The sequence below is a fragment of the Pandoraea bronchicola genome, from assembly GCF_902459805.1.
GTDB lineage: Bacteria > Pseudomonadota > Gammaproteobacteria > Burkholderiales > Burkholderiaceae > Pandoraea > Pandoraea bronchicola.
In genome coordinates this window covers 93,360-107,611 of sequence record NZ_CABPST010000006.1, presented here as the reverse complement: position 1 = coordinate 107,611, position 14,252 = coordinate 93,360, and the positions used below count along the sequence as shown (strand labels likewise).

Here is a 14,252-nt window from a genome sequence, read left to right as displayed (position 1 = left end):
CGCCGTCCCGAGTCTGCGCAAGCAGCGATTCCCGGGAACGGCGGCGGCCGCCGCGATTACGCCGCCGACTTGAGCCGGCGCGCGAACTTCTCGCGGAACTTCTTGAGCTTCGGGGCGACCACGTAGGCGCAGTAACCCTGATCAGGATGCTGGCGGAAGTAGTTCTGGTGATACGCCTCGGCCGGCCAAAACGTCTGCGTCGGCACCACTTGCGTGACGATCGGCGCGGGGTACGTCATCTCGGCCATCAGCTCGGCGATGAGGTGTTCGGCGACCTCCTTCTGCTTCTCGTCCTGATAGAAGATGGCAGAGCGATACTGCGTGCCGATGTCGTTGCCCTGCCGGTTGACGGTGGTCGGATCGTGAATCTGGAAAAACACGATCAAGAGTTCTTCGAAGGAGACGGCATCCGGGTCGTAGGTCAACCGCACCACTTCCGCGTGACCGGTTTCGCCCTCACAGACCTGCTCGTAGGTCGGGTTGTCGACATGACCGCCTTCATAACCCGAGACGACGGACTTCACGCCGTCCAACTGCTGATAGCAGGCCTCGAGACACCAAAAACAGCCACCCGCCAGCGTGGCAACTTCGGTACGGGGATCGCTCGGGGAGTTCGTCTGCTCTGTCATCATGACCTCGCTTGTCGGCTACGTTTTATGCGGCAGCGCACAAAAAAATAGGGCGGGCGATCGATGGTTCGATCGCCCGCCCTATTGTCGCGCAGAAGTCCCGCGAGCGGCGCAAATCCCCTTACGTGAGACGTGTGCCGCTCCCCCGTGCGTCAGCCCTGCAACTGTGTGATGAGCGGATGCAGGAGACGGGCGCCGACACGCGCGGTCAGGCCGTCACGGTCATACGTCGGGTTGTACTCTGCAATATCCGCGACGCGCAACTTGCCCGACCGGCGCACTACGCCGATGAGAGCTTCGACGACTTCCAGCGCGACACCATGCGCCGCCGGCGCGGACACGCCCGGCGCCTTCTCGCCCGGCAGCACGTCCATGTCGATGGTCAGGTACACATGACTCACCTGTGCGAGCTTCTTCTCGAGCCGCTCGCACATGTCAGGCAGACGGTGCGCAAGCATTGTCTCGTCGAGCCAGTAGTCCACGTTCAGCGCATCCGCACGCTCGAAAAGCGCATCGGTATTGCTGTAGCGGCTCACCCCGAGGCATGCATAATGGAACGGCGCCTGACGCCCCGCGAGCAACTGCGAGATCTGCCAGAACGGCGTACCTGAGCTGGCCGTCGGCTGCGCACGCAGATCAAAGTGCGCGTCGAAGTTGAGGATCAGAATCGGCTCGTCGCGCAGACGATCGCCGAAATGCTCGGCAATGCCCAGGAACGTACCGTAGGCAATCTCATGTCCGCCGCCCAGCACCACCGGAAGCGCACCCGCCGCCAGCACCTCGGCCACGCGGTGGCCGAGCGCGGCTTGCGCCGCTTCGAGCCGGTCGTCGGCACACACAACATTGCCGCCGTCGAACACGACGGGCGTGCCCTTCACGGGCAGGCTCGCCAGAGCGCGACGCAGCATGTCAGGGCCCGCGACCGCCCCCTGACGCCCATGATTGCGGCGCACGCCTTCGTCACTGCAAAAGCCCAGCACGACGGCGCCACCCGCCGCCTGCGATGCGTCGTAATCGCGCAGCACCTGATGCAGACGCAGGGTATGGCCGGTCTCACCGGTATCCACACGGCCTTGCCAGACCGTTCGATCAATTGTCATACGTTTGCCTGCCTTGCCTTACCGTGCAATAACCGCTTGCAGGAATTCTCGCGTACGCGCTTCGCGCGGCGCGGTGAAAATCTGCTCGGGCGCACCCGCTTCGATGATTCGGCCCTGATCCATCACGACCACGACATCGGCCACTTCTCGCGCAAAACCCATCTCGTGCGTGACGACCAGCATCGTCATACCGTCATTGGCGAGCGCCTTCATCACCTGCAGCACCTCGCCCACGAGTTCCGGATCGAGTGCCGAGGTCGGCTCGTCGAACAACATGACTTGCGGCTGCATCGCCAGCGCGCGGGCAATCGCCACACGCTGTTTCTGGCCGCCGGAAAGCGTGCCCGGGTAGACGTCGGCCTTCGCCGCCAGCCCCACCTTGGCGAGCAATTCACGGGCAAGCTTCTCGGCATCGGCGCTCTTCATGCCGCGCAGCTTGCGCGGCGCGAGCGTGACGTTATCGAGCACGGTCAGATGCGGGAACAGGTTGAACGACTGAAATACCATGCCCACTTCGGTGCGCAGATGATTGAGCGCGTTCTCGCCCATCATCTTGCCGTGATCGACGAGCCGCTTGCCGACGATCTCGATGGTGCCCTGCTCGGCTGTCTCCAGCCCGTTGCAGCAACGCAGGAACGTGCTCTTGCCCGAGCCGCTCGGGCCGATGACCACGACCACCTGACGCGCGTCGACTTCGAAATCGATGCCCTTGAGCACCTGATGGCTGCCATAGGCCTTGCCCAGTCCCTCGATCTTCAGGATCGGGGCGCCGAATTCCTTCTTCACTTCGCTCATTGCACGGCACCTCCGGCACGCAGGGACTTCTCGGCGCGCTGCAGAAGCAGCGTGGTGACACCGGTCAGAATCAGATAAACAAAGGCAATCGCCAGATACACTTCCAGCGAGCGGTACGACACGCTGATGATCTTCTGACCTTCGTGCATCACGTCATGAATCGTGAGCAGCGACACGAGGGCCGAGTTCTTGATCAGCGCAATGAATTCGTTGCCCAGCGGCGGAATCATGCGCACGATGGCCTGCGGCAGAATCACCGAACGCATGGCCTGACCGTAGGGCATGCCGAGCGAGCGTGCGGCTTCCATCTGACCGCGCTCGATCGACTGGATGGCACCGCGCACGATTTCCGAGACGTAGGCGCCGCTATAGATGCCCAGACCCAGCACACCGCACATGAATGCCGGCAGCAGAATGTTGAACTGAGGCAGGCCGAAGAACAGGATGAAGAGCTGCACCAGCAACGGCGTGCCACGGATAAAGGTAACGTAGGCCGTACAAATGCTGTAGCGAATGCGGTGCGCCGGGTTCAGGCGGCCCATGCCGACCAGCAAACCCAACACGCAGCCCAGCGCCAGTGCGCAGGCAGTTACCTCAACGGTAACGAGCGCGCCACGCGCGAGGTCCTGCCAGTTTGCCCACACCGGCGAAAAATCGAGTTCCATGCGTACTCCGTCAGTTGCTCTACTGCTTTATTGCATCGGCGGGCGCCGCCATCCCATTCAGGGTGACGGCCGCCCCGCCCGGTATTACGTTCGCGACGTACTTACTTCGCGGTACCGAAGTACTTGCTGACCAGCGCAGCGTAGGTGCCGTCTGCACGGACCTTTTCCAGCGCCTTGTTCAAATCGTTGGTCAGTTCGGTGTCGCCCTTGCGCACGGCAAAGCCATAACGCTCAACGGTCAGCGTCTTGTCGAGCACCTTCACGCCCGGGTTGGCCTTGGCGTACAGCAGCGCTGCCGGCTTGCCGGTCACGGCGGCGTCGGCACGGCCGATCTTCACGAGTTCGAACATCTGGTCGTTCTTCTCGACTTCCACGCGCTCGACCTTCGGATAGCTTTCCTTCAGGAACTGCACCGACTTCGTACCCACCTGCACCGACACCTTCTTGCCGTTCAGGTCGGCCGGTTCCTTGATGCTGGTGTTGTCAGCCTTGACCATAATCGCCAGACCGCCGGTGTAGTACGGGTGCGTGAAGTTCACGACCTTCAGTCGTTCATCGGTGATGTAGATCGCCGAAGCGGCCACGTCGACACGCTTCGACAACACGGCCGGGATCAGGCCCTTGAAATCGATGTCAGTCCACTCGACCTTCTTGCCCATGGCCTTGCCAAGCGCTTCGATCATTTCGACGTCGAAGCCGGTACGCTTACCGTTTTCCACGTATTCGAACGGCGGGAACGTCGCGTCGGTGGCAACACGCAGCACGTCGTCGGCCGCAAAAACCTTGCTCGAGCAGGTGACGGCCAGTGCCATCGTGAACAGAATGTGACGCAATTTCATCTGGTACTCCTTCGTGTAGTCTCGGTCGGGAAAAACCGGTTAAAAGTACTGCAATCGATTCGAAATACGCTCGGCTGCCGCCACCGTGAGGCGGATCAGCTCTTCGTGGCGCTGCGCCACACGCACGGCCGGTGCCATCAGGGTGATGGTGCCTTCCAGACGTTCCTTGGCGGCGAACACCGGGGCCGACACCCCCCAGACGCCGAAATCCACTTCGCTCTCGGACACCGCATACCGTTGCTTGCGGATCTCCTCAACCTGCGCGACGAGACGCTCCTGCGCCACTGGCTGGCCGGCCAATTGGCGGCCGATCAGGCTTTCACGGGTGGCTTGCGGCAGGAAAGCGAGCAGCGCCTTGGCCGAGGCACCATGCACCAGCGGGTGCGCGCGTCCCTTGGCGAAGGAGCAACGCAGCGATTGCTCGCTCTCGTGCATGTCAAGGCAGACGACCTGGCCATTGGCGGCCACGAGCAGACCGACGGTCTCGCCGGTGCGCTGCACGAGGGCGTCGATTTCCTCACGAGCCTGGGTGACAAGATGCGAGTTGTGGTCGAAACCCCACGCCAATTGCACGCCGACCGGACCCGGTTCATAGAGCGCTTCATGGGCGTGCTCCTGCACAAGGCCCCACTTCTTGAGTGGCACGAGGTGGCGGTAAACCGTGGAGAGCGGCAGGCTCGTTTGCGCGGCGATCTCGCGTGCCGCGATCGGTCGTCCATGACGCGCCACAGTCACAAGGACTTGCAGCACACGCTCAGAGACCGAATGAGCTTCGGTGGTGTCCATCGTCTTGAAACCAAAAGAAAGCAAAAGAATCAGCGGGCTAGCCGCCGATGACGACATGGGCGCTATCTTGCGACGCAATTCCCAAAGTAAAAAATTCAATTCTCATCGGATGGTAACAAATTGGGAGATTACGCATAGGGATTTTCCCTTATGCATTGCGGAAGGCGCCCATAAAAAAACGCCGAACCCTTTCCAGATAAGGGTTTCGGCGTTTTTTTGAGATAACCGAATAAAGACTCTGATTAGCAATCGACGGTTGATTTTCGCGAATCCGGCGGCATCGATAACCAGCGTATGAGAATCGGCTTCTGCACTTTCCCAAGGGCGCTTTTCGGCAGGGCGTCGAGAACGACGACCCGCCGCGGCAGTTTGAAGCGCGCGATGCGCCCGGCCAGGAAGTCGAGCACGGTCTGCGATGTGGCACTCGCCGATGGCGACGGCACGATGACGGCGACGGGCACCTCGCCCCATCGCTCGTCTGGCACGCCGACGACTGCGGCCTCGAGTACCCCCGGACAATCGACCAGTGCGTTTTCGATTTCCGCCGGATAGATGTTCTCGCCGCCCGAGATGATCATGTCCTTGCTGCGGCCCACGACCTCGAAGTAGCCGTCCTCTCGCAAACGCGCCAGATCGCCCGAGTGAAACCAGCCGTCTTCGAACGATGCGTGACCGGGCGCACGCCAGTACTCGCGCATGACGTTCGGTGCGCGCACGAGGATCTCGCCAACGTCGCCCGCAGGAACCTCCTGCCCCGCCCCGTCGGTCAGACGCACTTCCACGCCCGGGCAGGCGCGGCCCACCGCACCGGGATACGCCTTGGCCTCGCCGAAGCGCAGGGCAATCGACACCGGGCCGGTTTCCGTCGCGCCGTAGACCTGCCCGAGCGGGATGCCACGCGCATGAAACGCATCGATCGCGGACATCGGCACCACGCTGGACCCAGCCATCACGCCGCGCAACGACGACAAGTCGGTGCTCGGCCACGCCGGATGCAACTGCACGGCCCGCATCGTGGCGGGCACCATCAGCGAGAGCGTCGGGCGATGCTGCGCGACATCCGACAGCCACGCGCCCGGATCGAAACGCGGGTGCAGCGTGACAGTTGCACCGCGCAGTAGCGCGGGCAGCGTCTGGATACACAGACCGCCGACATGGAACATCGGCAGTGTCGAGAGCACATGATCGTCGGCACGCATTTCGTGCGCCCACCAACTCGCTTCGGCGTTGGCGAGCAGTCCGGCCTGCGTGTGCAGCGCGCCCTTGGGCTCTCCTGTCGTGCCGGATGTGTACGCCAGCAGGACGGGGGCGTCGGCCGTAATGTCCGGGTAGTCGACCGGCTTGGTTGACGGCACCGCAATGAGGCCCTCGATGGGCGCAATGCCGGGCGGCGGCAGGTCGGTCATGGCGTCCGTCTCGAGCGCGTCGCGAATCTGGCGAGCCGCGTCGCGATGCATCGCATCGAACCACAGCACGCGCACGCCCGCGTGGCGCACGATGGCGGCCAGTTCAGGCACGGCGAGACGGAAATTCAGCGGCAGGAAGATGGCGCCGGCGCGGGCGCACGCAAACAACAGCGCCAGTTGCAACTCGTCGTTCAGACCGAGACACGCGACGCGCTCGCCCGGCGCGATGCGCCAGGTGCTGCGCAAATGCCCGCCCACCCGCTCGACTCGTCGCCACATGGCAGCGTAGTCGGTCAGTTCCGATTCCTCGCCAATGCCGCAGCGCAGCGCCAGCCGCTCAGGCGTGGCGCGTGCGTGACGGGCAAGCGCTTCAACAAAAGGCGTCAACTGGTTCTCCGTGACAAGAGAGACGGCGAGGCGGGGGGCATGGCCATCGGTTCCTGATCGCCGCCGACGGCGCGATCCGTGAGCCTGCCTCGCTGATTCGCGATGCCGGCGCGATGCTTACTCGTCGCGCTCGCCCGGTTCGTAGAGCGCCTCACGGCCGATGCGATCGAGGCACAGCTCCGCGGTCCACGGCAGCATCAGTGCGCCGCAACGCGAATCGCGATACATGCGCTCGAGCGGCAGTGTCTTGAGCATCGACTGACCGCCGCACGTGCGAATGGCGAGACGGCACAGTTCGTTGGCATTTTCCATGATCGTGTACTGCGCCGCATAGGCCCGCAGACGCGCCTCCTTGCCCGGATCGGCACGGCCGTCCTGCAAGGCGCGAAGGAACAGCGCGCGCGTCTGTTCGAGCATGATGTGCATTTGCGCGACGGCAATCTGTTTGGTCGGATACATGCGACGCTTGACCGGCGCGCCCATGCCTTCCGCTTCCCCGCGCAGATAGCGCACAGTGAAATCGTAGGCTGCCTGAGCGATCCCCATGTACGTCGGTGCGAGCGTCATGAACATGTGCGGCCAGCGGCTCGCGGCCTGATAGTAGACGCCACGCGGCATCAGTTGCAGCTCGTCGGGAACGAACACGTCTTTGAAGAGCAGCGTGCGCGAGACGGTGCCGCGCATGCCGAGCGGGTCCCAGTCACCGGTGACGGTCACGCCCGGGGCGTCGCCCGGCACGGCGATGTAGAAGGTGTCCTTCATCGACAGTTCCGGCTTGTCCTCGGTGCACAACACGCCGTAGTAGTTCGCCGCGCCCGAGAGCGATGCGAAGATCTTGCGTCCGTTGATTTTCCAGCCGCCGTCGACCTTCGTCGCAGTCGTGCCGAACGGCGCCTTGCCTGCGGCTGCCGCGCTGCCTTCGGAGAACGGCTGCGCGTAGATCGCGCCGTCCTGAATTACGCGCGCGAAATGATGCTTGCGATAGCCTGCATGTTCGGTTCGCTGCTCAGGCGTCATGTCAAGATCGTCGGCAAGAATGCCGGTCCACATCATCGAGCACGTATGCATGTTGAACGTGAGTGCCGTGGCGCCGCAGTGGCGTCCCAGCTCGGCGGAGACCATCATGTACGTGGCGAAATCGGCGCCCAGGCCGCCGTCCGATTCGGGGATGCACAACTTCAGCAGGCCCGCGGCGCGCATGTCGTCGTAGTTCTCGAACGGGAACGACGCTTCCCGATCCCAGCGGGCAGCACGCGGCGCGAGCGACTCGCGCCCCACCTGCTCGGCCAGCGCCAGCAGGCGCCGCTGCTTGTCCGTGAGCGGGTAGTGCTCGCCGACGATCGAAGGGGGCTGATAGGCCACGGTAGTCTCCTAGAGTGTTGCGAGGAAAGCGCGCACCTCGGCGTCGAATGCCGCAGGGTGCGTCAGATTCATGAGATGCCCGGCGCCGGGCAGGCAAACGTAGCGAGCATCCGGGATGGACTCGGCCATTCGCGCCATGACCTTCGGCGGCGCGTTGGTGTCGTGTTCGCCCGCGATGAGCAACACCGGCACTGCGAGTCGGGCAAGGGCGGTGCGTTGTTCGAAGCCCACTAGCGCTTGCAGCGCTGCGCGGTAAGCGTCGGGCGTCAGGGCGCCCATGGCGTCGACGGCCAATGCGTGCGCCCCCTCACGCGCGGCGGCATCTGGCTCGCCGAGCATGCCGGGCACGATCGCTTCGGCCATCTCGCGCAGGGTTTTACCTGCATCGAGCGGCGCCGTGCGCTGCCGCACGAATTCGCGCTGAAAGTCACCATCCGGTTTGCCGAACGCGGGCGACGTGCCGCACAAGACGAGCGCCGCAATGTCACGTGTGAACGGCGCGCCACGCGCCATCAACTCCTGCGCGACCATGCCCCCCATGCTGTGGCCGACGAGTACGAATCGCGATGGCCCCAACGTGTCGAGCAACGTCCGCAGGCTGTCGGCCAGCGACGCCATGGTCGCCTCGGCCGGCATGGCGCTCTCGCCGTAACCGGGCATGTCCCAGGCCACGACGCGATAGCCCGCCGTCACGAACGTCTCGAACTGCGCGGGCCAGACGTGACGATTGCCACCGATGCCATGCAGCAGCACAAGCGTGAGCGGGCCATCGCCCGCCGTGCGGCAGGTGGGTATGGGAAGCGTCATCATGCGAACTCGCCTTGCAATTGCCCGTCGCGCACGACGACATCCCCATCAAGCGCAACCGTGCAGCGCCGTAGCGGCAAATCGAAGTGACCGAGCGTATGGCGGCCCGCGACTTCGTTAGCGCCCGTCGAATACAGAAAGTTGCCCGCAAAGGCGCGCTGCTCGGTGCCGTTGCAATCTCGCTTGTCGTAGCAGGCGAGTGCGTCCCAGCGCGAACGCGGGTTCAGGCCAAAGCCGACGTGAGAGACGGCGTACGCTTCGCGATCTCCCCATGCAGCGAAGTACTCGCGCATGAGGTCGACGTCGACACCCTCGCCGTCGATGGCAACGACGTAGTCGTCTTCGACGGTGAGCTCGATGCGATCGCGCAGATATTGTTTGAACGTCAGATTGATGTCGCCCGGGGCGAGCACGAGCCGGCCGTTCACGCTATGGGCGGCGGGGAACGCCAGCGCCAGACCGCCCGGCCAGTGGGCGACCTGCCCGGGTTTGGCGCACCAGCCCCAGACACCGCCCACGCGGGCGTCGCGAAGACCGATGCGCAGATCGGTGCCAGCGGCGGATGTGACATGCATTTGTGCTGCACCGCGCAAACGCTTGATCGCCGCGCGCACCTTCGGCTCGAGCGCCGGGTCGGTCGCACAGCGCTCCAGAATCTCGGGATGTTCGTTGGAGACCATCAGCACGCGTGCGCCGCCGCCCAGAATGTCGGGCAACTCGGGGGCGTGCAACAGGCCTTCGACGGTGCAGTCGACGACAAGCGTCGCTGCCTTGAGGGCCGCCACGACAGGGGCCAACTGACCCAGTGCGTCGCTCGCGCCCGTCGAGCGCACCGGCACCGGCGCACTGACGCGCGGACTTGGCACGATCAGCCGGAAAGGCCTGGCGCCAAGCGATTCCGCGGCAAGCTGCGCCAATTCCACGTTGACGGGCCGGGATTGCGTTTCGGCTACAATCGCCACCACATCGCCGGGTCGTATGTCGCAGCGCCGCAAGGTCTGGGCAAATACGTCGATCCACTTATGCTCGATTCGCTCGATCAGCATATCGTCTCCTGAGCGTCTGACCCTCTCGCCCGCCGGGGGCTGTTTCGCCCCGTGGCTGACCGCTGGCCGTCACGCGTCTTGTCGATCTGTTGTTCGTGCCATAGTATATGAATATTCATACAAATCAACCCGATCAAATTTGCCGGACGGGAGTGCAGGGACAGTGAACGCCAAACGCGCCGCAGTGCCAGATTTCGACAGCGCAGCTTTTCGTAGCGCGCTCGGTCAATTTGCGACCGGGGTTACGGTAATCACCACGCGTGCCGACGACGGCTCGCTCATCGGTATCACCGCCAGTTCATTCAATTCGGTGTCGCTCACGCCGCCGCTCATTCTGTGGAGTCTCGCCACGCGAGCGGGCAGCATGCCCGTCTTCCGTGAAAACTCGCACTACGCGGTGAATGTGCTCGCGGCCGATCAACTCGACATCTGCAAGCGCTTCGCCACGATGAAGGGCGACCGTTTTGCGGGCGTGCCGTACACATTGTCGGCCTCGGGCACACCGGTGCTCGATGGTGCATTGGCTTGGTTCGAATGTCACAACCGCAGCCGGTACGACGAAGGCGACCATGTCATTTTCGTTGGCGAAGTCGAGCGTTGCGGGGTTCATGCAGACGTGGGCGAGCGCATGCCGCTGATCTTCCACGCCGGCGGCTTCCACAAGCCGCAATCCCTCGGTTAAGCCGCCCCATGTCAGCCGCCGGCTCGCCGTTCGTCGACGACTATCTGGCGTATCTGCTCGCCCGTGCGAGCACGCTGGTCTCCGATGAATTTCATCGCGAAGTGGCCGCCGCCGGGCTGGGCGTGTCGGAGTGGCGAGTCCTCGCCACGCTCTCCGACGGGCGCGCGCGCACCATCAATCAACTGGCCGACATCGTGCTCGCCAAGCAGCCGACGCTCACCAAGGTCGTCGACCGGTTGGCAGCGACAGGCGATGTCGTGCGCGGCGAAAGCACGACGGATCGCCGTCAATCGCTCGTCTCGCTCACCGACGCCGGGCGCGAACGAGTCGCCCCGTTGCTCGCCAGCGCACGCCGCCACGAAGCCCGAGTGCTCGCCCGCTTCGGCACAGAGCAATCCACTTTGCTCAAAGCAACGTTGCGTCGTCTGATCGACGAAATGGCGCAGGGAACGCAGAGCCACCGATAGGCGCATTCTGATCGCTGCAAGGTCGCGTCCGAAAACGTGAATCGCCCGGCACGGCGAATCGTCAAAAATTCGACCACTTCACCATATTGTCGAATTTTCTTTCGTCAACCGACGAAAAACGCATTTCCACTATCAATTTCACACATCGCGATCCGCGAATACGCAAGCACTTGCGACGCGAATTCTTCTAAGATGCGCATATCGATTCACGCTTTGGCGCACGTCCATGACAGCACCCAGCAACCGCCCAGCCGACGCGCACAACGAGCGCCGCGTTTGGGATATCAGTGCCCCGCTCTCGAGCGACACCCCTGTCTGGCCCGGTGACACACCGTTCTCGGAGGAGGCGGTGTGGCAGATCGGACCGGGCTGCCCGGTCAATGTCGGGCGGATCACGCTGTCGCCGCACACGGGTGCGCATGCCGATGCCCCGCGTCATTACGATGACGACGGTGCCTTCATTGGCGAGGTGGCGCTCGACACGTATCTGGGGCCATGCCGCGTGATTCATTGCATCGGCGCGTCGCCGGTCGTCACGCCCGAGATGGTCGCGCCGCACCTGACGAATGTGCCGCCGCGTGTGTTGTTTCGCACGTATGAATGTGCGCCGGTGACTCGCTGGGACAACGCGTTTTGCGCGGTGGCGCCCGAGACGATCGACCTGCTCGCATCGCACGGCGTGAAGCTGGTCGGCATCGACACGCCGTCGCTCGATCCGCAGGAGAGCAAGACGATGGACGCGCACCACCGCATTCGCGCGCATCGCATGGCCATCCTCGAAGGGCTGGTGCTCGACGAGATCGCGCCGGCCGATTACGAACTCATCGCGCTGCCGCTCAAGTTCATGCGGCTCGATGCGAGCCCGGTACGCGCGGTGCTGCGGTCTCTTTGAACGGTACGGGGCGCGTCGGTCTCACGGTAAACGACTTCCTGACTTCCCTTTTTCGCATTGCTTTCACTCACATAACGCAAATCATGACGTCTTCTCGCAACGATTGCCTGGCCCTCGATGCGGCCGATCCGCTCGCCCCGCTGCGCGCGCAATTCGATCTGCCGCCGGATGTGATCTATCTTGATGGCAACTCGCTGGGCGCACGCCCGCTGGCTTCGGCCAAACGCGCGCAAGAGGTGATCACGGCCGAATGGGGCGTGGGTCTCATCCGGAGCTGGAACGAGGCGGACTGGTTCGCACTGCCCCGCACGCTGGGCGACGCGCTGGCCCCGATCATCGGTGCAGGCAAAGGCGAAGTCGTGGTGACGGACACCACGTCGAGCAACCTTTTCAAGGTGATGGCCGCCGCCCTCGATGCGCAGCGCACGCGTGCACCGCAACGCAAGGTCATCATTTCCGAGCGCAGCAACTTCCCGACCGATCTCTATATCGTGCAGGGCCTCACGCGCCTGCTCGACGACGGCTACTCGCTGCGCCTGATCGATTCGCCGGACGCACTGCCGAACGCGCTGGGCGATGACGTCGCCGTGGTATTGCTCACCCATGTGAACTACCGCAGCGGCGCCATGTACGACATGGCCGCACTTACGGCAGAGATTCATGCGGCCGGCGCACTGGCCGTGTGGGATCTGTGTCACTCCGCAGGCGCAGTGCCGGTCGACCTGAACGGCGCCAAGGCCGACTTCGCGGTGGGTTGCACGTACAAGTATCTGAATGGCGGCCCGGGTGCGCCGGCATTCGTGTGGGTCAACAAGTGTCATCAGGAAACGTTCTGGCAGCCGCTGTCGGGTTGGTGGGGCCATCGCACGCCGTTCGCGATGCAGCCGGAATACACACCGGACAACGGCATTGGCCGTTACCTGTGCGGCACGCAGCCGATCGTCTCGCTCTCGCTCGTGCAGTGCGGTCTGGACATCTTCGCGCAGACGTCGATGGAAGCGCTGCGTCGCAAGTCGCTGGCGCTGACGGACCTGTTCATCAAGCTGGTGGAAGAGCGTTGCGCTGAATTCCCGCTCACGCTGGTGACGCCGCGCGATCACGCCTCGCGGGGTTCGCAGGTGAGCTTCGAGCATCCGGAAGGGTTTGCCGTGATTCAGGCGTTGATCGCACGCGGTGTCATCGGTGACTACCGCGAGCCGAGCATCATGCGTTTCGGCATGACGCCGCTGTACACGAGCTTTGCCGATGTCTGGGATTCGGTCGAGATTCTGCGTGACGTGCTGACCACGGGCTCGTGGGACAAGCCCGAGTTTCATCGCCGCGGCGCGGTGACCTGAGAAAGGAGTCGTCAGCATGAGCAAGTCCCCCTCCTCCGCAAGCGGTCATCACGATACCCCAGTGGACACCGCGCCCGCACAGGGCGGGTGCCCGTTCGGGCATCAGAGTGCAGACACTGCTGCGGGTGACGCGAAAGCCTCGCAAAACGCGCCTGCAGACGCGACGCAATGGCACGATGCCCAGCTCGATTTTTCCAAGAGCATGAGCTATGGCGATTATCTGTCGCTCGATCCGATTCTGAATGCGCAACATCCACGCTCGACCGACCACAACGAGATGCTGTTCATCATTCAGCATCAGACGAGCGAATTGTGGATGAAGCTCGCGCTGTACGAGCTGCAGGCAGCACGCTCGGCGGTTCACAACGACGAACTGCCGCCGGCGTTCAAGATGCTCGCCCGCGTGTCGCGCATTCTCGAACAGTTGGTGCAGGCATGGAGTGTACTGGCGACGATGACGCCGTCGGAGTATTCGTCGATGCGTCCGTCACTGGGCAGCTCTTCGGGCTTTCAGTCTTATCAGTACCGCATTCTGGAGTTCATGCTGGGCAACAAGAATGCGGCGATGTTGAAGCCCCATTCGCATCGCCCCGACCTCTTCCAGCAAGTCGAAGCTGCGCTCAACGCGCCTTCGTTCTATGACGAGGTGGTGCGTCTGCTTGCGCGTCGCGGCTTTGCGATTGCCCCGTCACGACTCGAACGCGACTGGACGCAGCCGACGCCTCACGATGCGACTGTCGAGGCAGCATGGCTCGAGGTGTATCGCAACCCGTCGCAACACTGGGAGTTGTACGAGATGGCCGAGGAATTGGTCGATCTCGAAGATGCCTTCCGCCAGTGGCGCTTCCGGCATGTGACGACTGTCGAGCGCATCATCGGCTTCAAACAAGGTACTGGCGGCACCAACGGGGCGCCCTACCTGCGCAAGATGCTCGATGTCGTGCTGTTCCCTGAGCTGTGGCACGTGCGGACGTTGTTGTGATGTCTTTGCAGTAGCAACACCTCCCGCATGGCGTCGGCAAGTGCCTCTCCCTGTACCCGGGGCTGCGGCG

Annotated in this window: 15 protein-coding genes; 5 read left to right on the top strand and 10 right to left on the bottom strand. The window is 63.4% G+C overall.

Annotated features, from left to right (window positions below):
• Positions 1–56: 56 nt before the first annotated feature.
• From msrA to PBR20603_RS13515, 10 genes are all read right to left on the bottom strand, one after another.
• Positions 57–632 carry a peptide-methionine (S)-S-oxide reductase MsrA gene (msrA, locus tag PBR20603_RS13560; RefSeq protein WP_246174645.1) on the bottom strand — a complete coding sequence of 192 codons (576 nt, stop codon included), beginning with the start codon at positions 630–632 and terminating at the stop codon, positions 57–59.
• Positions 633–781: 149 nt separating this feature from the next.
• Entirely contained in the window at positions 782–1,729 is a 948-nt protein-coding gene (gene hutG / locus PBR20603_RS13555) for a formimidoylglutamase (RefSeq protein WP_150560048.1), read from the bottom strand.
• An 18-nt stretch (positions 1,730–1,747) separates the two neighbouring features.
• Positions 1,748–2,524: an amino acid ABC transporter ATP-binding protein gene (locus PBR20603_RS13550; RefSeq protein WP_150560047.1), complete on the bottom strand. Its 777-nt coding sequence runs from the start codon at positions 2,522–2,524 to the stop codon at positions 1,748–1,750.
• Positions 2,521–3,189, bottom strand: a complete 669-nt coding sequence (locus PBR20603_RS13545) for an amino acid ABC transporter permease (protein WP_150560046.1) — start codon at positions 3,187–3,189, stop codon at positions 2,521–2,523. Before PBR20603_RS13545 ends, PBR20603_RS13550 begins: the two co-directional genes overlap by 4 nt.
• Before the next feature lie 101 nt (positions 3,190–3,290).
• Positions 3,291–4,028, bottom strand: a complete 738-nt coding sequence (locus tag PBR20603_RS13540; protein WP_150560045.1) for a transporter substrate-binding domain-containing protein — start codon at positions 4,026–4,028, stop codon at positions 3,291–3,293.
• Between the two features lie 39 nt (positions 4,029–4,067).
• Entirely contained in the window at positions 4,068–4,814 is a 747-nt protein-coding gene (locus tag PBR20603_RS13535) for an IclR family transcriptional regulator (protein WP_150560044.1), read from the bottom strand.
• A gap of 242 nt (positions 4,815–5,056) precedes the next feature.
• Complete coding sequence (locus PBR20603_RS13530) at positions 5,057–6,607, bottom strand: class I adenylate-forming enzyme family protein (RefSeq protein WP_150560043.1); 1,551 nt, start codon at positions 6,605–6,607, stop codon at positions 5,057–5,059.
• A gap of 117 nt (positions 6,608–6,724) precedes the next feature.
• On the bottom strand, positions 6,725–7,969 hold the full coding sequence (locus tag PBR20603_RS13525) for an acyl-CoA dehydrogenase family protein (protein ID WP_150560042.1): 1,245 nt from the start codon (positions 7,967–7,969) through the stop codon (positions 6,725–6,727).
• 9 nt (positions 7,970–7,978) lie between these two features.
• Complete coding sequence (locus tag PBR20603_RS13520; RefSeq protein WP_150560041.1) at positions 7,979–8,779, bottom strand: alpha/beta fold hydrolase; 801 nt, start codon at positions 8,777–8,779, stop codon at positions 7,979–7,981.
• Entirely contained in the window at positions 8,776–9,822 is a 1,047-nt protein-coding gene (locus PBR20603_RS13515; protein WP_150560040.1) for a 2,5-dihydroxypyridine 5,6-dioxygenase NicX family protein, read from the bottom strand. Before PBR20603_RS13515 ends, PBR20603_RS13520 begins: the two co-directional genes overlap by 4 nt.
• Positions 9,823–9,985: 163 nt before the next feature.
• On the opposite strand from PBR20603_RS13515, the gene PBR20603_RS13510 reads away from it, so the two are divergent.
• The 5 genes from PBR20603_RS13510 to kynA all read left to right on the top strand — a co-directional run bounded on the left by PBR20603_RS13510 (position 9,986) and on the right by kynA (position 14,182).
• Positions 9,986–10,504: a flavin reductase family protein gene (locus PBR20603_RS13510; RefSeq protein ID WP_150560039.1), complete on the top strand. Its 519-nt coding sequence runs from the start codon at positions 9,986–9,988 to the stop codon at positions 10,502–10,504.
• An 8-nt stretch (positions 10,505–10,512) separates the two neighbouring features.
• Entirely contained in the window at positions 10,513–10,971 is a 459-nt protein-coding gene (locus PBR20603_RS13505) for a MarR family winged helix-turn-helix transcriptional regulator (RefSeq protein WP_150560038.1), read from the top strand.
• 226 nt (positions 10,972–11,197) lie between these two features.
• Complete coding sequence (gene kynB, locus PBR20603_RS13500) at positions 11,198–11,863, top strand: arylformamidase (RefSeq protein WP_150560037.1); 666 nt, start codon at positions 11,198–11,200, stop codon at positions 11,861–11,863.
• Between the two features lie 83 nt (positions 11,864–11,946).
• On the top strand, positions 11,947–13,200 hold the full coding sequence (gene kynU / locus PBR20603_RS13495; protein WP_150560036.1) for a kynureninase: 1,254 nt from the start codon (positions 11,947–11,949) through the stop codon (positions 13,198–13,200).
• A gap of 16 nt (positions 13,201–13,216) precedes the next feature.
• On the top strand, positions 13,217–14,182 hold the full coding sequence (gene kynA / locus PBR20603_RS13490) for a tryptophan 2,3-dioxygenase (protein WP_150560035.1): 966 nt from the start codon (positions 13,217–13,219) through the stop codon (positions 14,180–14,182).
• The last annotated feature ends 70 nt before the right edge of the window (positions 14,183–14,252 follow it).